This is a genomic window from Stenotrophomonas maltophilia, from assembly GCF_006974125.1.
Lineage (GTDB): Bacteria > Pseudomonadota > Gammaproteobacteria > Xanthomonadales > Xanthomonadaceae > Stenotrophomonas > Stenotrophomonas maltophilia_O.
This window is the reverse complement of the sequence record NZ_CP037858.1, coordinates 926203-947285: the sequence shown is the minus strand read 5'-3', so window position 1 is coordinate 947285 and position 21083 is coordinate 926203. Positions and strand designations below refer to the sequence as shown.

Here is a 21083-nt window from a genome sequence, read left to right as displayed (position 1 = left end):
GGCTCAGGGCGCCGTGTGCAGGGTGTTGCCGGCATTGCCCTGGGCCTTTTCGATCTTTTCCAGCGCCGGGATCAGCTTCTCGTCGACCACGCGCTGGGTCATCGCGCCGCTGTATTTCCAGCGCACGATGCCACTGCCGTCTACCAGGAAGGTTTCCGGTGCAGCGGTCACGCCCCAGTCGATCGCCGTGCGGCCTTCGACATCGCTGAGCACCACCATGAACGGATTGCCCAGCTGTTCCAGCCAATGCAGGGCATCGGTCGGTTCGTCCTTCCAGTTGTAGCCGATCACGCGCACGCGCTTGCTCTCGGCGAAACGGGTCAGCACCGGGTGTTCCTCGCGGCAGGCGGCGCACCAGCTGCCCCACACGTTCAACAGGTAGGGCGCGCCGCGCAGTTCGTCGCTGTGCACGATCATTTCCGGGTCGTGAAGCACCGGCAGCGCGAACGCTGGCGCCGGCTTGTCGATCAGCGCCGAGGGCAGCACGTCGCGCTGCGGATCACCCGATTTCATCACCCCGTAGATCATCAGCCCAAGCAGGCCGAAGAAGAACAGCACGCCGATCACGATGGCTACCGGCGGCAGCGGGCGGGAAGGGCGCGGGGCGGGGGACTCGGACATGGGAACTCCTACGGACGACGGAAACGGCGGTCGGCGGCGGTGATGAATCCGCCCAGGGCCATCAGCAGCGCGCCCAGCCAGATCCAGCGCACGAACGGCTTGATGTGCACCCGTACCGCCCACGCATTGTTGCCCAGCGGCTCGCCCAATGCCACGTAGACATCACCGTCGAAGCGTGCATCGATGCCGGCCTCGGTCATCACCTGGCCGCCGCTGGCGTACTGGCGCTTCTCCGGGTGCAGCAGGGCCTGCTCGCGGCCGTCGCGGAACACCCGCAGATGGCCCCGGTCGGCGATGAAATTCGGCCCTTCGCGATGGTCCACGCCTTCGAAGCGTACTTCGTAGCGACCGACCACCAGCTGCTGGCCCGGCGCCAGCGCCACTTCGCGCTGCACGTTCAAGGCTTCCACCAGCAGCGCGCCAGCCAGGAACACGGCGATGCCGGTGTGGGCGACGATCATGCCGAGCATTTCGGCGGTGAAGCGGCCGTTGCCGCGCAGGCGCTGCCAGACGAAGCGCGCAGTGCCGATTCCAACCCAGGCCGCCGCGGCGACGCCAAGGCCTGCCTTCCAGCCGTTCTGCGGCGCCTTCCACCAGGCCAGCGCGCCCAGCAGCACTGCAAGCCCCAGCCATGGCGCCAGCAGCGCGAATGCACGTGAAGGTTGGTCGCGCTGCCACTTCACCAGCGGGCCGAACGGCAACAGCAGCACCATCGGGGCCATCAGCAGCAGGAACAGGCTGCCGAAGTAGGGCGGGCCGACCGAGATCTTGCCCAGCGACAGCGCATCGGCCAGCAACGGATACAGCGTGCCGAGCAGCACCATCGCGCAGGCGGTGGCCAGCAGCAGGTTGTTGGCCAGCAGCAGGGTCTCGCGCGAGGTGGCGGTGAAGCCGCGGCGCGGATCGTCGGCGTCCACGCTCAGCTGGCTGGCGCGCAGCGCGTACAGCAGCAGGCTGCCGCCGACCAGCACCGACAGGAACACCAGGATGAACAGGCCGCGCGACGGATCTGCAGCGAATGAATGCACGCTGGTCAGCACACCGGAGCGCACCAGGAAGGTGCCCAGCAGCGACAGCGCGAAGGCCGCGATCGCCAGCAGCAGGGTCCAGCTGCCGAAGGTGCCGCGTTTTTCAGTGACGGCCTGCGAATGGATCAGTGCCGCACCGACCAGCCATGGCATGAAGCTGGCGTTCTCCACCGGGTCCCAGAACCACCAGCCACCCCAGCCCAGCTCGTAGTAGGCCCACCAGCTGCCCAGGGCGATGCCCAGGGTCAGGAAGCCCCAGGCGACGTTGGTCCAGGGCCGCGTCCAGCGCAGCCAGCGCGCATCCACGCGACCTTCCAGCAGCGCGGCCACCGCGAACGCGAACGGCACCGCAAAGCCCACGTAACCGATGTAGAGCATCGGCGGATGGATGATCAGCCCCGGATCCTGCAGCAGTGGGTTGAGATCGCGCCCTTCCAGCGGCGCCGGGTTCAGGCGCAGGAACGGGTTGGAAGTGAAGATCAGGAAGGCGAGGAAGCCGACGCTGACGATGCCCATCACCGCCAGCACGCGCGCCTGCACCTGCGCTGGAAGGTGCCGTGAGAACAGCGCCACCGCGCCGGTCCACAGCGCCAGCACCAGCGCCCACATCAGCAGCGAGCCTTCATGCGCACCCCATACCGCCGAATAGCGGTAGACCATCGGCAGCAGCGAATTGGAGTTCTCGGCCACGTAGCGCACCGAGAAGTCCTGCTGCACGAACGCGGCGGTGAGCGCCGCGAACGCACCTGCGAGCAGCAGCAGCTGCGCGAAGGCCGCCGGCCGTGCCACCGCCATCCACGCCGTGTTGTTGCGCTGCGCGCCGACCAGCGGCAGGCCGGCCTGCAGCAGCGAGGCCAGCAACGCACACAACAGCAGGATCTGACCCAGTTCGGGCAGCACTCAGCGCACCTCGGGTGCCGTCACCGGCACGTCGTGCTTGCGATGGGCATCGCCCATCTTGTCGGCCACTTCCTTCGGCACGTATTTTTCATCGTGCTTGGCAAGCACTTCGTCGGCGACGAAGACACCGTCCTGCAGGCGGCCACTGGCGACCACCGCGGTACCTTCGGCGAACATGTCCGGCAGGATCCGCGACGTGGTCACTGCCAGTTGCGCGTCGCCGTCGGTCACTTCAAAGCGTGCCTCCAGCGAGCCTACCGGTCGGTTGAAGGAGCCTTTCACCACCATGCCGCCGAGGCGGAAGCGCGATTGTGCATCGACATCGCCGCGCAGTACTTCGGCAGGCGTGTACAGGTAGGCGATGTTGCGCTCCAGCGCCATCGCCACCAGCGCGGTGGCCAGGCCGGAGGCGAGCAGGGCCAGCAGCACCCACACCAGGCGGCGGCGTTGTACGGGCGTCATCGTTCCAGCTCCGTCGGCAGCGATGCCGCTGCGTCCTGCCTGCCGGCGCGGGTCTGCTGCCGTTGCTGGCGGGCCAGTGCCAACCGGCGCGCCACGCGCAGGCGCAGCCACGAACCGATGGCATCGGCGCCGAGCACCAGCACGAACACGGCGTAGGCGCCGATCACATAGGGCAGGTGGGTCATGATCGGGCCTCCCCGGCCGCGCGTGCGGCATCGACCCGGCCACCGACCCAGGCCTTGCCGGCCTCGCGGTCGAGATTGTCGGCGCGGGCCTTGGCCAGCACCGAACCGGCGAACCAGAACTTGGTGCCGATCACCATCCACCACAGCGGCGCGATCATCGCGCTGCTGATCGCCGATTCACCGAATACGTTGATCGACTGGCGCTGATGCAGGCCGCCCCACCAGTCCACCGAATAGCGGATCACCGGCAGCAGGCTGACGCCGACGATGGCCAGCAGGCCGGCCGCGCGCGCGGCGCTGCGGCGGTCCTCGATGGCGTGGTACAGGCCGATCACGCCCAGGTACAGGAACAGCAGCACCAGTTCACTGGTCATGCGCGGGTCCCAGTCCCACCAGGTGCCCCACGTGCCCTTGCCCCAGATGCTGCCGGTCAGCAGGGTGATCAGGGTGAAGCCGGCACCCATCGGCGCGCAGGCCATGGCCAGGATCTCGCAGACCTTGATCCGCCAGATCAGCGCAATGGCCGCATACAGCGCCATCAGCGCGAATACGAACAGGCTCATCCAGGCACTGGGCACGTGGATGTAGAGGATGCGGAAGCTGTCCAGCTGCTTGGCTTCCGGTGGCACCACCAGCAGCGCCTGCCACATGCCGACCAGCAGCACCGGCACCGCCGCGAGGTAGAAGACCCGCGACCAGCGGGCAGCGAAACGGTCGAACGTGGGGGGCGAACCGAGTTGGTGGAACCAGCGGACAATCGGATTCATGCGTGGCGGCTATCCAGCAGGGGTGGATTGGCTCTCAGCTCGGTCAACTCAGAGAAATGCGTATTGCAGCGGCGGTGGCCAACGGCGCCAGCACCAGCGCGACCAGCAGGCCGGCGCCCAGCATCAGCAGCGCACCGACCGGATCCTGTCCGCGTCCGGCTGCCGCCAGGCTGCCCGCGCCGAACACCAGCACCGGCACGTACAGCGGCAGCGACAGCAACGCCACGAGAATACCAGAGCGTCGGATGCCTACGGTCAGCGCGGCGACCACGCCACCGATCAGGCTCAGCAACGGCGTTCCCAGCAGCAACGATGCCAGCAACATCGGCAGCTGGTCATGCGGCAGATGCAGCATTTCGGCCAGCAACGGGCTGACGATGATCAGCGGCAGGGCAGTGGTGGCCCAGTGCAGCAGCACGCGCACCAGCACCAGCCAGGCCAGCGGCACCGGCGCCAGCAGCCATTGTTCCAGCGAGCCGTCTTCGGCATCGGAGCGGAACAGCGAATCCAGCGACAGCTGGCCGGCCAGCAGCACCGCAAGCCACAGCACCGCGCCTGCGGTGGCGGCGAGAAGTTGCGGCTCGCGGCCTTGGGCCAGCGCGAACAGCACCACCACCAGCACCGCGAACAGCAGCGGCTGCAGCGCATCGCCGCGACGGCGCCAGAGCAGGCGCACGTCGCGCTTGAGCAGCGCGCCCGCGGTCTGCCACAGGCCCGGTTCGGTGCCCGGCGCGATCATGCGGCACCGCCGAGGTCGAGCTGGCGGGTACGCACCGGCGGTGCGGCATAGGCGCCGTGGGTGGTGACCAGTGCCGCGCCACCAGCGCGCAGGTGCGCGGAAATCATCCGGTTGACCAGGGTGATGCCCTCCAGGTCGAGGTTGGCGTAGGGTTCGTCGAGCAGCCACAGCGGCGCCGGCGACAGCCAGATGCGCGCCAGTGCCAGCCGGCGCTTCTGCCCGGCCGACAGGTGGCGTACCAGGGTGTCCTCGAAGCCGGCCAGGCCGACGATGGCCAGCGCGTTACCCGGCATCTGCCGCGCACGGCGACCGTGCAGGCCACACAGGAAGTGCAGGTTCTCCAGCGTATCCAGGTCCGGCTTCAGGGCCGGCAGGTGGCTGAGGTAGGCCACATAGCGTGCACGCTCGGCATTGCTGGCCGGCTTGCCGTCGATCCGCACCTGGCCGGCGCCGGGCCGGGCCAGGCCGGCCAGCACGCGCAGCAGGGTGGTCTTGCCGGCGCCGTTGCCGCCCTGCACCAGCAGGGCTTCGCCGGCGTCCACATGGAAATCCAGCGGGCCGAACACCGGCTCGTCATTGCGGGAGAAGCTCAGGCCGCTGGCGGCCAGCAATGCAGGGGTGTTCAAGGGCCAGGGGTCTTCATGCCGGAGTGCGGCGGCAATTGTAGCGGTGAATTCACCGGGTAGTGCCGGCCGCTGGCCGGCAGGCGCGACCAAGCGTCGCAGATAGTCCCGGGTTGCCGGCCAGCGGCCGGCACTACCGAAGCAGGGATTGCGTAAACTCAGTGGCCTGTCTCCCCATATCCCAGGCCGATGCAACCCAACACCAAGCTGCCCAAGGTCGGTACCACGATCTTCACCGTGATGTCCCAGCTCGCCGCCGAACACGGCGCGGTCAACCTGGGCCAGGGTTTCCCGGACTTTTCCGCGCCGCAGCGCCTGATCAACGAGACCGCCAGGGCGATGGCCGCCGGGTTGAACCAGTACCCGCCGATGACCGGCGTGGCGCCGCTGCGCCAGGCCATCGCGCAGAAGGCGCTGGACTGCTACGGCGCGCAGGTCGATGCGGACAGCGAGATCACCGTCACCAGCGGCGGCACCGAGGCCATCTTCAATGCCATCCACGCCGTGGTGCGTGCGGGCGAGGAAGTGATCGTGCTCGACCCGGCCTACGACTGCTACGAGCCGGCGATCGACCTGGCCGGTGCCAGGGCCGTGCACGTTTCGCTGGACCCGCAGACGTTCGCGGTCGATTGGGACCGCGTGCGTGCGGCGATCACCCCGCGTACCCGCATGCTGATCGTCAACACCCCGCACAACCCGTCCGGCGCGATGCTGGACGAGGCCGACATGCAGGCGCTGGCCGAGCTGCTGCGTGGCACGCAGATCTACCTGATCTCCGATGAGGTGTACGAACACATCATCTACGACGGCCGCCGCCATGAATCGGCGCTGCGCTACCCGGAACTGCGCGAGCGCGCGTTCGTCATCTCCAGCTTCGGCAAGACCTACCACTGCACCGGCTGGAAGATCGGTTATGCGATCGCCCCGCCGGCGCTGACCGCCGAGTTCCGCAAGGTGCACCAGTACAACACCTTCACCAGCTTCGGCCCGGCGCAGTACGGTTTCGCCGCGATGATCCGCGACGAGCCGGAACACCATCTGGAGCTGGGCGCGTTCTACCAGGCCAAGCGCGACCGTTTCCGCGAGCAGCTGGCCAGTACCCGCCTGAAGGCGCTGCCGGTGCCGGGCGGCTATTTCCAGCTGGTCGACTACTCGGCCATCAGCGATCTGCCCGACCACGAATTCGTGAAGTGGCTGACCATCGAGAAGGGCGTCACTGCCATCCCGCTGTCGCCGTTCTACGAGAATCCGCCGGCCGGCCAGCGCCTGGTGCGCCTGTGCTTTGCCAAGAATGAAGCGACCATGGACGCGGCGATCGAACGCCTGCGCCTGCTGTGAGCGGAGGCGTGGACATGCAGGACCTGCGCATTTCCCTCGTCCAGGGCGACACCCGTTGGCACGACCCGGCCGGCAACCGCACCTACTACGGCGCGCTGCTGGCACCGCTGGCCGGCACCACCGACCTGGTGATCCTGCCGGAGACCTTCACCAGTGGCTTCTCCAACGAAGCCATCGCCCAGGCCGAAGGCATGGATGGGCCGACCGTGACCTGGGTGCGCGAACAGGCCAAGGCCTTGAACGCGGCAGTGATCGGCAGCGTGCAGTTGCGTGATGGCGAAGGCGTCTACAACCGCCTGCTGTTCGCCACGCCCGATGGCAACCTGCAGTACTACGACAAGCGCCACCTGTTCCGCTACGGCGGTGAACACGAACGCTATGCCGCCGGCCGTGAGCGCCTGAGCGTGGAATGGAAAGGCTGGCGGATCAATCCGCAGGTCTGCTACGACCTGCGTTTCCCGGTGTTCTGCCGCAACCGCTACAACGTGGAGCGGGCAGGGCAGATGGATTTCGACCTGCAGGTCTTCGTCGCCAATTGGCCGTCGGCACGTGCCTACGCGTGGAAGACCCTGTTGCGCGCACGGGCGATCGAGAACCTGTGCTTCGTGGCGGCGGTCAACCGCATCGGCGTGGACGGCAACCAGCTGCACTACGCCGGCGACAGCGCGGTGATCGATTTCCTTGGCCAGCCGCAGGTGGAGATCCGCGAACGCGAACAGGTGGTCACCACCACCATCTCGGCCGAAGCCTTGGCCGCGCACCGCGCGCGCTTCCCGGCCATGCTTGATGCCGATGCCTTCCACCTGGACGAACAGGCCTGAACGACGGCCTGAACGTTGCCGCACCAGGGCGCGCGCCTGCATCCAACCTGCACGCGCGCGCTGCTAGATTCGCGGCCAGTCCGACCGAACTGGAAGTCCTGCCATGAACACGTCCTTCGCCCTGCTGCTGGCCCTGTCCGCCGCATCGTTGGCCCCGGCCGCGCACGCTGCCGGCAATCTCGATTGCGAGCTGCGCTACAACCTGTCCGGTTGGTCGCTGATCTACAAGACCGCATCCGGCAATGGCACGGTCTCCTGCAGCAATGGCGCCAGCATGCCGGTGCGCATCCAGATGAAGGGCGGTGGCCTGACTGTGGGCAAGTCGAAGATCACCAACGGGCGTGGCAGCTTCACCGGCGCCGCGAGCGTCAACGAGCTGCTGGGCACTTATGCATCGGTTGGCGCGCATGCGGGCGCGGTGAAGTCCAGCAATGCGCAGGTGATGACCAAGGGCGATATCTCACTGGCCCTGTCCGGCACCGGCAAGGGCTGGGATCTGGGTGTGGACGGCACGGCGTTCACCCTGAGCCGGCGTTGAGCAGGGCCGGCCGCTGCAGCCACAGTGCAAGCAGGCCGCACACGATGAGTGTCGGTGCCAGCAGTTGAAGTGCACCGACCACGGCCATCGCTACGCCGATCAACAGGTAGTAGAGCAGTCCGAACAAGGCGCCCGCACTGCCCAGGCAGTGCGGGTATCCGCGCAGGGCCTGGCCCAGCACATTGGGGATGGCCAGGCCGAAACCGGCCACCACCGGCACCATCGCCGCGACCAGTGCCGGTTGATTGCGCAGCAATCCAGCCAACAGGCCACCGGCCAGGACCAGCCCTGCGGCGAGCCGGATACGCGTGACGGAAGCAACGCCCGCGCGCAGCAGGCGACCATTGCCCCAGGCACCCAGCGCCGAACCCAGTGCAAGCACCGCGCCGCTGGCGCCGAACCAGGCGAGCGGCCAGTGCAGGCGTTCGAACACGAACGGGCCCAGCGCGTACCAGCTGTACATGGCTACGTTGAACGCCATCACCAGCAGTGCCTGTGACCAGATCCAGCGATCACGCAGCAGTTGCCGCAGCAGTGGCAGCAGTGGCGTGTGCACGACTTCGGCAGGGCGGCTCTCCTGCAGGCCGGATGCGCATCCGAGCATCAGCAGGATGACAATCAGCAGCAGGCCGGCCTGCACGCCGGCATAGCCATGGCTGTCCACCAGCAGCACACCCAGTGCCAGCCCGATCGCCGGGCTCAAGGCCAACGCCATGCCGATCCACGAGAACGCCTGCGCCAACGCCGGTCCCTCCAGGTGGTCGCGCAGTACGGTCTGGGTTACCACCGAGGCCGCTGCCGCACCCAGTGCGGCCAGTGCCTGTGCCAGCAGGACCTGGCCGAATGTGCTGGCCAGCAGGCCGCTGCAGGCCGCCAGTGCGAACACGGCCAGACCGCAGAGCAGGGCAGGGCGACGGCCGATATGGTCGGCCAGCCGCCCCCATAGCAGGACACCAATGGCAAAACCGAACAGGTACAGGCTCATGGCCTGGCTGGCGGCGCCGGGTGGCAGTGCGAAGCGCCCGGCGAGATCAGCCAGGGCAGGGCTATACAGGGTCTGCGCGAGCTGGGGGAACATCAGCAGCGCGATGGTGAGCAACAACAGGCGACGCGACATGCGGGCGCTCCGCAAACAGGGCCGCGCATTGTGGTGGCTGGCGTACTGGCGTACTCTGTCTATCCGGTCAGGAAGTGGATGAAATCGGACATGGCCTGGCTGCAGCCGGATGCGCACTTCGATGCCGACGCCTGGAGCGCACCGGTGCTGGGCATCGCGTCGTCGCTGGCCGATCATGATTCGGGTTGGCACCAGCACGCGCGGGCGCAGTTGCTGTACACGCGGCGGGGCTGCACGCGTCTGACCTTCGGTGACCGCATCAGCCTGCTGCCGCCCTCGCGCGCGGCGTGGATTCCCGGCGGGCTGCGTCATCGGGCACAGATGCGCCAGACCGTGGACTACCGTTCCTTGTATTTCGATGCCGCATTGTCGGCACAGCTTCCGCAGCAGCCTGTGATCATCGGCGTCGGTCCCCTGCTGCAGGCTCTGCTGGAGCCGATCGCGCAGGCACCGTTCGACCATGACTGGCAGTCGCCGCGCGCGCACCATCAACTGGCGTTGTGCGTGCTGGAAATCGCCGCTGCACCGGTGGCGCCGATGGATCTGCCTTTACCGCGCGATCCGCGGATTGCACGTTGCCTGCCGCTGGCCGGACAGCTGCCGCCCGAACTGGACGAGTTGGCCGCGCGTGCGGGCCTGAGCGTGCGTACCGTCGGCCGGCTGATGCAACGCGATACCGGCATGGGCTACCAGGCCTGGCGCCAGCAATGGCGGCTGATGCGGGCCATGGAGCTCCTGCTGCTGGGTCATCGCGTCGCACATGTTGCGCAGGACATCGGCTTCTCCGCGGAAAGCCCATTCATTGCGTTCTTCCGCAGCATGGTGGGCACCACGCCTGCCGCTTTCCAGCGTCATGCAAAAGGGGACGGAGGGGATTAAGTCGTTTTTGCCTTGCCAATTCGCAGTGTGGCAAAAACGACTTAATCCCCTCCGTCCCCTGTTTTACATCAGGCGCCGTCGGTGTTCGTGCGTACATTGAGTTTCCAGCGGATGCTGCCCTGCTGGGTGGAGTGCTGATGATGCGACTGGGGCGGGAAGGGGTCGTTCTGATTGCTCGTGATCTCGCGTCTGCAGCCGAGGCAGACGTAGATGCCTGAAACGGGAACAATGTTGCCCGGGCCGTAGACTGTGTTCCACCAGGTATTGGTGGGGTTTACCGCTGTCAGCACAGAGCCGCTGGTATGCCATGCCATCGTCGTTTCCTTGTACGGGGATGAGGGGTCACGATAGGCGTTCATCGCGTTGCCCGCGTCGACCCGTGGCACTGATTTCAGGTTTTCAAAGAATTCCTAATGCACGCTTTTCATCCACGCGTGGCGTGGATCTACCCGCGGATCGTTGCACCAGACAAAGAAAAACCCCGGCCGGAGCCGGGGTTCTTTATTTCAGCGAGGGCAGCGATCAGCCGCCGCGCGGGCCGCTGCGGCGCGGGCCGCCCGGACCGCGGTTGCCGCCGGGGCCACCCGGGCCACGGTTGCCACCCGGACCGCCGGGGCCGCGATTGCCGCCCGGGCCACGGTTGCCGCCGCCCGGACCGCGACCGCCCGGACGGGCGCCCTGCGCCGGCTTCGGGCTGCCATACGGGTTGAAGCCCGGGGTGGCGTGGTCGGACGGGAAGCTCGGGGCATTGCCCGGATGGCCATACGGGTGCTTGTTGCCCTGGCCCTGCGAGCGGTTGCCCGCACCGGCCGGACGACCCTGGCCGCCTGCGCCGCCGCGGCCTTCACCGCCGAAGCCGCCACAGCCCTGGCCGCCACCGGCGCCAGCGCCCGGGCCCTTCGGCTTGCCGTACGGACGGCCCTGGCCGCCCGCGCCCGGACCACGGGCACCCGGGCCGCGTGCGCCCGGACCGGCATTGCGATGGCCGCTCGGGCCGGTGCTGACACCGTCCGGCACGTACCAGGTACGGAATGCGGCCGGGTTGCCTTCCGGCAGCGAACGGTCGTTCTTCTGGGGGCGCTGCTTGAACGGCTTCTGCGACTGCTTGGCCGCGGCTTCACCACTGACCGTCAGGCCACCCTTGAAACCGCCGCCCTTGCCACCGCGGCCACGGCCGCGGTCTTCGCGGACGTTGTCGAAACGACGCAGCTCGCGGCCTTCGTCGGCAGTGTTGTGGCCGTTGACGTAGGCATTGCCACGGCCACCTTCGCGCACGCGCACGGTGGTCTTGGCGGCGCGGCGCTGGCCGATCACCGGCTGCAGGGTCAGTGCCGACGGCGCGCCTTCTTCCAGCTTCAGCTGCGCACGCAGGGCTTCCACCTGGGCGGTGCCCAGTTCCACCGAATGGCCGCGGGCCAGTTCGCGCGGCAGGCTCACCTTGCCATAGCGGGTGCGCTTCAGGCGGCTGACCTGGCAGCCCTGCGATTCCCACAGGCGGCGCACTTCGCGGTTGCGGCCTTCCTTCACCACGACGCGGAACCAGTCGTGCGAATCGGTGCCGCCGATGCGTTCGATCTCGTCGAACTTGGCCGGGCCGTCTTCCAGTGCCACGCCGCGGGCGAGGCGGTCGACGATGGCGTCGGAGACCTTCTCCTCGCCTTCCGGGGCGCGCACGCGCACCACGTACTCGCGCTCGACCTCGAACGACGGGTGCATCATGGCGTTGGCCAGTTCACCGTCGGTGGTGGCCAGCAGCAGGCCGGTGGTGTTGATGTCCAGGCGGCCGATCGCGATCCAGCGCGCGCCCTTCAGCGGCGGCAGCGATTCGAACACGGTCGGGCGGCCTTCGGGGTCTTCGCGGGTGGTCACTTCGCCTTCCGGCTTGTTGTAGACCAGCACGCGCGACGGTTCGGCCAGTGCGGTGGCGACGAAGCCGCGGCCATCCAGCTCGATCTTGTCGCCGCTCTTGACCGACATGCCGGTCTGCGCGACTTCACCGTTGACCTTGACCAGGCCTTCGGCGATGCGCTGTTCCAGCGCGCGGCGCGAACCCAGACCGGCCTGGGCCAGCACCTTGTGCAGGCGCTCTTCCAGCTTGAACTGTTCGGAGGTGGCTTCGCGCTTGAGCGAGAGCTTGTTACGGGGGGTGTCACTCATCAGTTTTGCTCCGGCCGACGGTTTCGAGGTCGGCCTCTGGTTCGGAATCGGCTTGGTCAACAGCCACGGTCGTCATCGCGACGGCGTTGTCTTCGCGTTCGTTCAGGGTCACCGCGCGCTCGCCCGGCGCGGAATCGGGGTGCCCATCATCGAGGGGCGAAGGTGCTTGCTCATCGGAAGCCGGCGCAGACGCTGCATCGGCGGAATCGGGGGTATTGCTGCCGGCCAGGCCGGCGTCATCGTTCGCGGCAGCGCCATCGGCGCCAGCCGAAATGTCCGGACCGTCGGCACTGGCGGCGGCAGGGGCGTCACGGTCCAGGGCCAGCTGCGGTTCCAGCTCGCCCAGGTCCTTCAGTTCCGACAGCGGCGGCAGCTCATCCAATCGCTTCAGGCCGAAGTAGTCCAGGAAGCCCTTGGTGGTGCCGAACAGGGCAGGCTTGCCGGGCACGTCGCGGTGGCCGACCACGCGGATCCACTCGCGTTCTTCCAGTGCCTGGATGATGTTGCTGCTGACCGCCACGCCGCGCACCTGCTCGATCTCGCCGCGGGTGATCGGCTGCCGGTAGGCGATCAGCGCCAGGGTTTCCAGGGTGGCACGGGTATAGCGGGTCTTGCGTTCGGTCCACAGCCGGCTGATCCAGCCATGCACTTCGCCGGTCACCTGGTAGCGGAAGCCGGAGGCGACCTCGACCAGTTCCACGCCACGGCCTCCGCAGGCTTCGCGCAGGCGCTCAAGCGCACGTTCGATGCTGCCCGGCGGTGCCGGCTCCTCTTCCGGGAACAGGTCTTTCAGCTGGGCCAGGGTGAGCGGCTGGCTGGAGGCCAGCAGGGCACCCTCGACAATGCGGTTGATCAGCGTTTGGTCCATCGGCAGTCAGCGCTCACTCGTTCTCGTTGGCGGCGTCGTTGTCGTCGAACTCGCTGCTGAACTGCAGCGGGGCATTGGTGTTGCCGGCGGCCAGCGACTTCACGTAGATCGGCGCCAGCGGTTCTTCCTGCACGATGTCCAGCAGCTGTTCCTTGGCCAGTTCCAGCACCGCCAGGAACGTGACCAGCACGCCCAGCTTGCCTTCTTCGGCCGTGAACAAGCCTTCAAAACGATAGAACTTGCCATCTTCCAGGCGTCCCAGCACTTCGCCCATGCGTTGCCGCACGCTCAGTGCCTCACGCTTGATGGCGTGGCCGCTGAACAGCTCGGCGCGCTTGAGCACGTCGTGCAGGGCCAGCAGCATCTCCTTCAGGTCCACCGGCGGCGGCAGCTTCACCGCAGCGCGTTCGGGCATGAAGGCGTGGGCCAGGCTGGTGTCGCGGTCCTGGCGGGGCAGGGCATCGATGTCCTCGGCGGCCTGCTTGAAACGTTCGTACTCCTGCAGCCGGCGCACCAGCTCGGCGCGCGGGTCGGCCTCATCGCCTTCCTCGCTGACCGGGCGCGGCAGCAGCATGCGTGACTTCACCTCGGCCAGGATCGCCGCCATCACCAGGTACTCGGCGGCCAGCTCGAAGCGCAGCTCGCGCATCACGGTGATGTATTCCACGTACTGCCGGGTGATCTCGGCCACGGGAATGTCCAGGACATCCAGGTTCTGGCGGCGGATCAGGTACAGCAGCAGGTCCAGCGGGCCTTCGAAGGCATCCAGGATGACTTCCAGCGCGTCCGGCGGGATGTACAGGTCCTGCGGAATCTGCAGGACCGGTTGCCCATGCACCACGGCCAGCGGCATTTCCTGCTGCTGGGGGGCGGGCGGCCGGGTTGGCGGGTTCGCGTCGAGCGCGAGTTCGGAAGTCATCTAATGGACATCAGGATTGCAACGGACCAGTCGCGGCACCGGGGTCGCCGGGCCAACGCCACGGAGCCCCAGGGCACCAGACACGCCGGGATCGGCGCGATTCCACACAGGTAAAACAGCAGGACGCGCCGCAGGAAACGGCAGCGACGGAACTACGGGGAGGTCGTCTACGTGGCCCGGCCGGATGGCCCGGTTTGAAGCAGCGGAACGGTCGTCGGGGGCTGCGTTGGCCGCAAAAACCGACGGGCTGCTGCATCCAGCCACGTGCAATGGAGTCTAGGGTAAGCCTTTGTCGCGCCAGTGTCCAGCCGGGCCGGGGCGGGGGCCGCATTGGCTAGAATCTGCGCACCCGACAACGCAAGCGAGGAAATGCCGTGTGGTATGTGATTGAAGGCTATGACGGCCAGGATGTGCTGGCGCAGCGGCTGCAGGCGCGGCCGGAACACCTGGCGCGCCTGCACGCGTTGCGCGACGAAGGCCGCCTGCTGCTGGCCGGGCCGTGCCCGGCAGTAGACAGCGAAGACCCGGGCCCGGCCGGTTTCAGTGGTTCGGTGGTGATCGCGCAGTTCGAGTCGCTCGTGCAGGCCCAGGCCTGGGCCGATGCCGACCCTTACGTAGCCGCGGGTGTCTACACCCATGTACAGGTGCGTCCGTTCCGCAAGGTCCTGCCGTGAACGCGGAGCGCATCGAGCGGATGCGTGATGCACTGCAGCAGGCGCTGGCCCCCAGCGTGCTGGATATCGAAGACGACAGCCATCGGCATGCCGGCCACGCCGGTGCGCGCGATGGCCGCGGTCACTTCAACCTGCATATCGTCAGTGAACGCTTCGCCGGACTGGGCCCGCTGGCCCGGCATCGCGCGGTGTACGCCGCACTGGGGGCGATGATGGAGACCGACATCCACGCGTTGTCCATCCGCGCGCAGACCCCGTCAGAACAGGGCTGAGCCCTTGTCCCACGCTGTCCTGGCGGGTCCCTGCGGGGGCTCGCTGCAGACAGATTTCCATGTCCATTTCGGGACATTCGCCTAACGGACTGTTTACAAGCCCAGATGGAAACGCTTACATTCCGCGCCAATGCTGGTAGGTCCAAGCCGTGGAGGGCGGCTTCGTGAACAAGGCAGCTATCACAATCAAAGACGTCGCTCGCGAAGCCCGGGTCTCCGTGGCCACGGTTTCCCGCGCGCTCAACGGGCATGAAAATGTCGCCGAACCGGTCCGCCAGCTTGTGCTGGAGGTGGCCGCACGGCTGCGTTACACCCCGCACGCCGCCGCCCGCAGCCTGAGCAGCCGCCGCACCAATACGGTGGGCGTGGTGCTGCCGGACCTGTACGGCGAGTTCTTCTCCGAGCTGATGCGTGGCATCGACAACGTCGCCCGTAGCCGCCGCCAGCACCTGCTGGTGTCCAGCTACCACGGTGACCAGGAGCAGCAGGGCGCGGCCCTGCGCGCCATGCGCGGCCGCGTCGATGGCCTGCTGGTGCTCTCACCCTATGCCGAGAGCCCCGGTTTCCTGACCGACAACCTGCCGCAGTCGTTGCCAACGGTGTTGATCAACACCTATCTGCCCGGGCAGGACCACCCGGTGCTGAGCATCGACGACCATGCCGGTGCGATGGCGATGACCCGCCATCTGCTCGATGCCGGCCACCGTCGCATCGCTTTCATTTCTGGCCCGGATCTCAACTTCGACGCGCGCGAGCGCCTGCGCGGCTTCCGTGACGCGCTGGCGGCTTTTGGCGGTGGCGCCGAGGGCATCGAGCTGCCCGGTGATTTCGACGAAGCTTCCGGCCATCGCGCCGGTCAGGAGTTGCTGGCAGCCGGAGCGCTGCCTGATGCCGTGTTCGCCGCCAACGACATGATGGCCCTGGGATGCCTGTATGCATTCACGCAGGCCGGTGTCCGTGTTCCGACCGATGTCGCCTTGGCGGGTTTCGATGACATTCCACTGGCGCGTTTCGTCCACCCGTCGCTGACCACCATGCAGGTCAGCATCGCCGAGCTCGGCGACCGGGCCATGACGCGCCTGCTGCAGTTGATGGACGGCACCTCCACGGACGGGACAGGGGACAAGCAGACCCTGGTTCCCCGCTTGATAGTTCGCGATTCCACCACTCCGCCATCGGGCCATTGAAGCCAGAGGCGTTCCTTCTTTTTTGATTGATCGCAGGTACCGCGCGAGCGGTTACCGCCACCCGGAGATTGAGTTGATGATGCACACCACCTTCCGCACGCCGGCGCGCCGGCTGCTGAGCACCGCACTGGTCAGCTGCCTGATGCTGGCCGCCGCTCCGAACGTCATGGCGCAGTCGGCCAATGCCAGCCTGCGCGGCCAGGTATCCGGCGCCCAGGCCGGCGCCGAAGTGACCGCCACCAACGTCGCCACCGGCACCGTCCGTCGCGGCACCGTCCGCGCCGACGGCAGCTACTCGCTGATGGGCCTGGATCCGGGCACCTATGACGTGGTCGCCAACGGCCAGTCGCAGAAGGTCACCGTCACCGTGGCCTCGACCGCTACGCTGAACTTTGCCGGCGCTGCCAGCAGCACCCCGGGTTCGACCGCGGCCACCAACCTGGACACCGTCAACGTCGTCGCGCCGACCCTGCTGCAGGAAGTGCGCACGTCCGAAGTCGGCAAGACCGTCAGCCTGCAGCAGATCCAGACCACCCCGCAGGTCTCGCGCAACTTCCTGGAGTTCGCCGACGCGGTGCCGGGCCTGATCTTCACCCGTGATGCCAAGGGCAACACCTCGCTGCGCGGCGGTGCCACCAATGCCGATGGCACCAATGTGTACATCGACGGCGTGGGCCAGAAGAGCTACGTGAAGGGTGGCGGCGTGGCCGGCCAGTCCGGCAGTGCCGGCAATCCATTCCCGCAGCTGGCCATTGGCGAGTACAAGGTCATCAGCGGCAACTACAAGGCCGAGTACGGCCAGGTATCCAGTGCTGCCGTCACCGCTGCGACCAAGTCGGGTACCAACGAGTTCAAGGGTGAAGCCTTCTACCGTTACACCAACGACAGCATGCGCGCGATGACCCCGGCCGAACGCCAGCCGAACAAGGGCAAGGAGGATTCGGCCGAGAAGGAATACGGCTTCGCCCTGGGTGGCCCGATCATCCAGGACAAGGCCCACTTCTTCGTGACCTACGAAGCCAAGCGCTTCGACCTGCCGGTGACCATCGCGCCGGATGGCGCGGTCACCGCTGCTGCCGGTCTGCTGCCGGCCGCCGGCGCCGCCGGCCTTGGCCCGGCCAGCCAGCCGTTCCAGCAGGATCTGATCTTCGCCAAGATCGACTTCGAGCCGACCGATAATGATCGCATCGAGCTGACCTTCCAGGACCGCGACGAAACCCAGTCGCAGTTCAGTGGCCAGACCTCGCCGCAGGCCGGGCGCGAAGTGGTCAATACCGACCGCCGCTACGCCCTGCGCTGGAACCACAGCGGTGAGCGGTACTACAACGAATTGATGGTTACCCACGAGGATTCGTTCAACAACCCGACCCCGCTGACCCTGGCCAACGGCATCACCTACACCGCACCGGACGGTCCCGAAGACCGCACCGTGGTGAAGATCGGCGGTGCATCGGCACTGGATTCGCAGGTGAAGGGCCAGAAGGGCTGGTCGATCGAAGACAACCTGACCCTGGATGGCATCCAGTGGGCCGGTGACCACACCATCAAGATGGGCGTGAAGTACAAGCAGATCGACCTGTACGCTTCCGATGCGGCGCAGATCAACCCGACCTTCACCTATTCCCTGGGCGATCCGGACTTCCCGGATTCGATTCCGTACAAGGCGCAATTCGTCAAGCCGGTGACCGGCGTGTCGGGCGTGTCCGGCGAAGTGCGTTCGAAGTCCAAGCAGTACGGCGTGTTCATCCAGGACGACTGGCAGGTCAACGACCACCTGCAGCTGAACATCGGCCTGCGCTGGGACTACGAAAAGACCCCGACCTACCTGAACTTCGTAACCCCGCAGCAGGTGGTCGACGCCATCTATTCGCAGGATCCGCGTGCGCCTGCCGGCCAGACCTACGCCGATTCGCTGGCACTGGGTGGCCTGGACATCAGCGACTACATCAGCAACGGTCACAACCGCAAGGCGTTCAAGGATGCCTGGCAGCCGCGCCTGGGCTTCTCGTATGACATCAACGCCGACGAGCAGCACGTGATCCACGGTGGTGCCGGCCGTTCCTACGACCGTGACCTGTTCGACAACCTGCAGCTGGAAACCACCAAGCTGGCCCTGCCGCAGCCGACCATCTACTTCCGCAACCCGGCCACCGGCACCTGCATCAACGGCCAGGCCGCCTGCTATGACTGGAACCCGAACCTGCTCAACGGTATCGGCAACCTGCAGTCGCTGGTTGGCGCGACCAGCAATGCCGGTCTGGAAGTGGACCTGCTGAACAACAAGCTGAAGGCGCCGTACTCGGACCAGTTCAGCCTGGGCATGAGCAACCGGATCGGCGAGTGGCTGACCGATGCCACCATCGCTCGCACCCTGAGCTACGACGGCTTCGCCTTCACCCTGGGCAACCGTTACCCGACCGGCCAGTTCTTCGATGACCCGCGCCTGTGCGGTGGCACCGACCCGGGCCTGAGCCAGGCGTGGAGCTGCAACGTGCCGGGCTTCGGCAGCCTGATCATCGGCCAGCAGGGCATCAAGACCCGTGCCACCCAGGTGCTGCTGTCGGCGCAGAAGCCCTTCACCAAGGAAAGCGGCTGGGGTACCTCCATCGCCTACACCTGGACCACCGCCCGCCACAACCGCGACATCAACGAGAAGTACGCGTTTGACCGCGGCCTGATCGGCGACTATCCGACCATCCGCTCCAACGGCGCGCCGCGCCACCGCCTGGTGGTGACCGGTTCGTATGCGGGCTTCTGGGGCATCACCTTCGGCGGCAAGATCACCCTGGCAACCCCGACTGCCGTCAACGACTGGTACCCGGTGATGCAGGCCAGCGGCTACACCCTGCCGACGCCGCAGGCGGCCGTGCCCAACGCCACCGGCAAGTTCCTGGTGGGTGGCAAGATCTTCGGCTACCGTTCGGTCGACCTGCAGGCGACGAAGACGTTCAAGATGCCGGGCGATACCGAGCTGTACGCACGTATCGACATCATCAACGTGTTCAACTTCGACAACTTCTCCACCTACAACTACGTCAAGACCAACGGCAAGCTGCAGGCCAGCTACAACGAGACCGGCGAAATCATCGGTACGCCGCGTCAGATCAAGGCCGAAGTGGGCTTCCGCTTCTAAGTCTGGGTGTAGATGCACGACCCGATGCCGCCGGTCCGCCGGCGGCATCGGCTGAATGGATACATGGCAATGGCCGGCTTCGTGCCGGTCCATTGCCCACGCCGCTGCCGGCCAGGGGGCAGCGGCGTGGGCAATGATCGCGGTGTCAGGCCACGATTTTCGTGGTTTTTTAAGAACGCACCTTGTAAACGATTTCAGATCATTGGACGTTATGCTTTCCCATCGATCAGACCACCGGAGAAATCGCGCCATGCAGGCACGCCATCTGTTGTCCGCCGCAGCGTTGAGCCTGGCCGTGGCCGCCTGCCAGCCGGCCCAGCAGGAACCTGCCAAGCCGCGGCCGCCGGTGATCCTGATCGAGGCCGACGCACCGCCGCGGCCGATGAAGCCGGTGCTGCCGCCGCTGTTCGATGACATCGAGCGTCGTACCTTCCAGTTCTTCTGGGATACCACCAACGAGATCAATGGCCTGACCCCGGACCGCTATCCGTCGCGGCCGTTCGCCAGCATCGCCTCGGTCGGCTTCGCGCTGACCGCGTATCCGATCGGTATCGAGAACGGCTGGGTCAGCCGCAACCAGGCGATCGACCGCACCCTGACCACCCTGAAATTCTTCCGCGACGTGCCGATGGGCCCGCAGCGTACCGGCAAGGCCGGCTACAAGGGCTTCTACTACCACTTCCTGGACATGCAGGAAGGCCGTCGCTACGACAGCTGGGTCGAACTGTCCTCGGTGGATACCGCGCTGCTGATGATGGGCGTGCTGTTCGCGCAGTCGTACTACGACGGCGACGATCCGCGCGAGAAGGAAATCCGCCAGATCGCCGACACGTTGTACAAGAAGGTCGACTGGCCGTGGCTGCAGCAGCGTGCGCCGCTGATCTCGATGGGCTGGTTCCCGGAGAGCGGCTTCATCGACCATGACTGGATGGGCTACAACGAGGTGATGATGGTCTACATCCTCGCCCTGGGTTCGCCGACGCACCCGGTCAGCCCGGATGCGTGGACCGTGTGGACGCGTACCTACGACAACGACTGGGGTGTCTACCAGGGCCAGGAATACCTGTCCTTCGGCCCGCTGTTCGGCCACCAGTACAGCCACGTCTGGATCGACTTCCGCGACATCCAGGACGCGTACATGCGCGAGCGCGGCAGCACCTACTTCCTCAACAGCCGCTCGGCTGCCCTGGCCCAGCGCGAGTACGCCATCGCCAACCCGATGCAGTGGAAGGACTACGGCGAGAACGTATGGGGCCTGACCGCCAGCGACGGCCCGCAGAACACCACGCAGGAATACCGAGGCGAGCAGCGCCAGTTCCGCCACTACTCTTCGCGCGGTGCCGGCCTGCGCGAGAACTTCGATGACGGCACCATCGCACCGACCGCCGCGATTGCTTCGGTGGTGTTCGCGCCCGAGCAGGTGATCCCGGCCACGCTGGAAATGCACAAGCGCTACGGCGACTACATCTATTCCAGCTACGGCTTCCTTGATTCGTTCAATCCCAGCTTCAACTACGACATCCCGATCAAGACCGGCCGCCTGGTGCCGGATCGCGGCTGGGTCGCCAGCGATTACATCGCCATCGACCAGGGGCCGATCCTGACCATGATCGCCAACTACCGCGATGACTTCGTATGGGAAGTGATGAAGAAGAACCCGTACATCCGCAAGGGCCTGGAACGGGCCGGGTTCAGTGGTGGCTGGCTGGCACCGGAAGGTTCGTTCCAGCCACTGGAACTGCAGAAAGACGAAAAGGCCGCGGCGGCACGCGCGGTGGGTATCGCCGAATCACGCGCGGCTGCCGCGCAGGAACAGAAGAACAATGCCAACCGCACCACAGGCCAGGGCAAGTAA

General features: G+C 66.7%; 21 protein-coding genes. 9 read left to right on the top strand and 12 right to left on the bottom strand.

Annotated elements, in window-relative coordinates:
• Positions 1-3 precede the first annotated feature (3 nt).
• Genes EZ304_RS04385 through ccmA form a run of 7 tightly spaced genes read right to left on the bottom strand, consistent with a single transcriptional unit; the run spans position 4 to position 5268 of the window.
• Complete coding sequence (locus EZ304_RS04385) at positions 4-621, bottom strand: DsbE family thiol:disulfide interchange protein (RefSeq protein ID WP_142806390.1); 618 nt, start codon at positions 619-621, stop codon at positions 4-6.
• Positions 622-629: 8 nt separating this feature from the next.
• Complete coding sequence (locus EZ304_RS04380) at positions 630-2549, bottom strand: heme lyase CcmF/NrfE family subunit (RefSeq protein WP_142806389.1); 1920 nt, start codon at positions 2547-2549, stop codon at positions 630-632.
• The gene (gene ccmE, locus EZ304_RS04375; RefSeq protein ID WP_142806388.1) at positions 2550-3011 is read right to left on the bottom strand and encodes a cytochrome c maturation protein CcmE; all 462 of its coding nucleotides are present in this window, start codon (positions 3009-3011) and stop codon (positions 2550-2552) included.
• A complete protein-coding gene (locus EZ304_RS04370) occupies positions 3008-3196 on the bottom strand; it encodes a heme exporter protein CcmD (protein ID WP_099551844.1) in 189 nt (62 codons plus the stop codon). Before EZ304_RS04370 ends, ccmE begins: the two co-directional genes overlap by 4 nt.
• On the bottom strand, positions 3193-3963 hold the full coding sequence (ccmC, locus tag EZ304_RS04365; RefSeq protein ID WP_142806387.1) for a heme ABC transporter permease CcmC: 771 nt from the start codon (positions 3961-3963) through the stop codon (positions 3193-3195). The genes EZ304_RS04370 and ccmC overlap by 4 nt, the downstream gene beginning before the upstream one ends.
• 43 nt (positions 3964-4006) lie before the next feature.
• Positions 4007-4702: a heme exporter protein CcmB gene (gene ccmB / locus EZ304_RS04360; RefSeq protein WP_142806386.1), complete on the bottom strand. Its 696-nt coding sequence runs from the start codon at positions 4700-4702 to the stop codon at positions 4007-4009.
• Positions 4699-5268: a heme ABC exporter ATP-binding protein CcmA gene (gene ccmA / locus EZ304_RS04355; protein ID WP_428999722.1), complete on the bottom strand. Its 570-nt coding sequence runs from the start codon at positions 5266-5268 to the stop codon at positions 4699-4701. The genes ccmB and ccmA overlap by 4 nt, the downstream gene beginning before the upstream one ends.
• 246 nt (positions 5269-5514) lie before the next feature.
• Between ccmA and EZ304_RS04350 the strand changes: the two genes are divergently transcribed.
• From EZ304_RS04350 to EZ304_RS04340, 3 genes are all read left to right on the top strand, one after another.
• On the top strand, positions 5515-6663 hold the full coding sequence (locus EZ304_RS04350; protein ID WP_142806385.1) for a pyridoxal phosphate-dependent aminotransferase: 1149 nt from the start codon (positions 5515-5517) through the stop codon (positions 6661-6663).
• A gap of 14 nt (positions 6664-6677) precedes the next feature.
• A complete protein-coding gene (locus EZ304_RS04345; RefSeq protein WP_142806384.1) occupies positions 6678-7484 on the top strand; it encodes an amidohydrolase in 807 nt (268 codons plus the stop codon).
• Positions 7485-7587: 103 nt separating this feature from the next.
• The gene (locus EZ304_RS04340) at positions 7588-8022 is read left to right on the top strand and encodes a hypothetical protein (protein WP_099551838.1); all 435 of its coding nucleotides are present in this window, start codon (positions 7588-7590) and stop codon (positions 8020-8022) included.
• Here EZ304_RS04340 and EZ304_RS04335 read toward each other — a convergent pair.
• Positions 8003-9139, bottom strand: a complete 1137-nt coding sequence (locus EZ304_RS04335; protein WP_099551837.1) for an MFS transporter — start codon at positions 9137-9139, stop codon at positions 8003-8005. The genes EZ304_RS04340 and EZ304_RS04335 overlap by 20 nt on opposite strands.
• A gap of 78 nt (positions 9140-9217) precedes the next feature.
• On the opposite strand from EZ304_RS04335, the gene EZ304_RS04330 reads away from it, so the two are divergent.
• On the top strand, positions 9218-10018 hold the full coding sequence (locus tag EZ304_RS04330; protein WP_239503741.1) for an AraC family transcriptional regulator: 801 nt from the start codon (positions 9218-9220) through the stop codon (positions 10016-10018).
• Between the two features lie 68 nt (positions 10019-10086).
• Here EZ304_RS04330 and EZ304_RS04325 read toward each other — a convergent pair whose 3' ends face one another.
• The 4 genes from EZ304_RS04325 to EZ304_RS04310 all read right to left on the bottom strand — a co-directional run bounded on the left by EZ304_RS04325 (position 10087) and on the right by EZ304_RS04310 (position 13962).
• The gene (locus EZ304_RS04325; RefSeq protein WP_142806383.1) at positions 10087-10332 is read right to left on the bottom strand and encodes a protein L; all 246 of its coding nucleotides are present in this window, start codon (positions 10330-10332) and stop codon (positions 10087-10089) included.
• 208 nt (positions 10333-10540) lie between these two features.
• Positions 10541-12175, bottom strand: a complete 1635-nt coding sequence (locus EZ304_RS04320) for a pseudouridine synthase (RefSeq protein WP_142806382.1) — start codon at positions 12173-12175, stop codon at positions 10541-10543.
• Entirely contained in the window at positions 12168-13043 is an 876-nt protein-coding gene (scpB, locus tag EZ304_RS04315; RefSeq protein ID WP_142806381.1) for an SMC-Scp complex subunit ScpB, read from the bottom strand. The genes EZ304_RS04320 and scpB overlap by 8 nt, the downstream gene beginning before the upstream one ends.
• 13 nt (positions 13044-13056) lie before the next feature.
• Complete coding sequence (locus EZ304_RS04310; protein ID WP_106550038.1) at positions 13057-13962, bottom strand: segregation and condensation protein A; 906 nt, start codon at positions 13960-13962, stop codon at positions 13057-13059.
• Between the two features lie 374 nt (positions 13963-14336).
• On the opposite strand from EZ304_RS04310, the gene EZ304_RS04305 reads away from it, so the two are divergent.
• The 5 genes from EZ304_RS04305 (at position 14337) to EZ304_RS04285 (ending at position 21083) form a co-directional block, all read left to right on the top strand.
• A complete protein-coding gene (locus EZ304_RS04305) occupies positions 14337-14636 on the top strand; it encodes a YciI family protein (protein WP_005410329.1) in 300 nt (99 codons plus the stop codon).
• Positions 14633-14908 (top strand): BolA family protein, encoded by a 276-nt coding sequence (locus EZ304_RS04300; protein ID WP_428999714.1) that lies wholly within the window; start codon positions 14633-14635, stop codon positions 14906-14908. The genes EZ304_RS04305 and EZ304_RS04300 overlap by 4 nt, the downstream gene beginning before the upstream one ends.
• Before the next feature lie 149 nt (positions 14909-15057).
• The gene (locus EZ304_RS04295) at positions 15058-16095 is read left to right on the top strand and encodes a LacI family DNA-binding transcriptional regulator (protein WP_032129774.1); all 1038 of its coding nucleotides are present in this window, start codon (positions 15058-15060) and stop codon (positions 16093-16095) included.
• A 76-nt stretch (positions 16096-16171) separates the two neighbouring features.
• Positions 16172-19228: a TonB-dependent receptor gene (locus tag EZ304_RS04290; protein ID WP_142806380.1), complete on the top strand. Its 3057-nt coding sequence runs from the start codon at positions 16172-16174 to the stop codon at positions 19226-19228.
• 250 nt (positions 19229-19478) lie between these two features.
• Complete coding sequence (locus EZ304_RS04285) at positions 19479-21083, top strand: glucoamylase family protein (protein ID WP_142806379.1); 1605 nt, start codon at positions 19479-19481, stop codon at positions 21081-21083.

Coding starts and splice junctions, on each gene's coding strand:
- ccmC (WP_142806387.1), bottom strand. CDS start 3,963: ATGAATCCGATTGTCCGCTGGTTCCACCAACTCGGTTCGCCCCCCACG.
- EZ304_RS04350 (WP_142806385.1), top strand. CDS start 5,515: ATGCAACCCAACACCAAGCTGCCCAAGGTCGGTACCACGATCTTCACC.
- ccmE (WP_142806388.1), bottom strand. CDS start 3,011: ATGACGCCCGTACAACGCCGCCGCCTGGTGTGGGTGCTGCTGGCCCTG.
- EZ304_RS04310 (WP_106550038.1), bottom strand. CDS start 13,962: ATGACTTCCGAACTCGCGCTCGACGCGAACCCGCCAACCCGGCCGCCC.
- ccmB (WP_142806386.1), bottom strand. CDS start 4,702: ATGATCGCGCCGGGCACCGAACCGGGCCTGTGGCAGACCGCGGGCGCG.
- EZ304_RS04325 (WP_142806383.1), bottom strand. CDS start 10,332: ATGGCATGGCATACCAGCGGCTCTGTGCTGACAGCGGTAAACCCCACC.
- EZ304_RS04385 (WP_142806390.1), bottom strand. CDS start 621: ATGTCCGAGTCCCCCGCCCCGCGCCCTTCCCGCCCGCTGCCGCCGGTA.
- EZ304_RS04330 (WP_239503741.1), top strand. CDS start 9,218: ATGAAATCGGACATGGCCTGGCTGCAGCCGGATGCGCACTTCGATGCC.
- EZ304_RS04290 (WP_142806380.1), top strand. CDS start 16,172: ATGATGCACACCACCTTCCGCACGCCGGCGCGCCGGCTGCTGAGCACC.
- EZ304_RS04285 (WP_142806379.1), top strand. CDS start 19,479: ATGCAGGCACGCCATCTGTTGTCCGCCGCAGCGTTGAGCCTGGCCGTG.
- EZ304_RS04320 (WP_142806382.1), bottom strand. CDS start 12,175: ATGAGTGACACCCCCCGTAACAAGCTCTCGCTCAAGCGCGAAGCCACC.
- EZ304_RS04335 (WP_099551837.1), bottom strand. CDS start 9,139: ATGTCGCGTCGCCTGTTGTTGCTCACCATCGCGCTGCTGATGTTCCCC.
- EZ304_RS04345 (WP_142806384.1), top strand. CDS start 6,678: ATGCAGGACCTGCGCATTTCCCTCGTCCAGGGCGACACCCGTTGGCAC.
- EZ304_RS04370 (WP_099551844.1), bottom strand. CDS start 3,196: ATGACCCACCTGCCCTATGTGATCGGCGCCTACGCCGTGTTCGTGCTG.
- EZ304_RS04340 (WP_099551838.1), top strand. CDS start 7,588: ATGAACACGTCCTTCGCCCTGCTGCTGGCCCTGTCCGCCGCATCGTTG.
- scpB (WP_142806381.1), bottom strand. CDS start 13,043: ATGGACCAAACGCTGATCAACCGCATTGTCGAGGGTGCCCTGCTGGCC.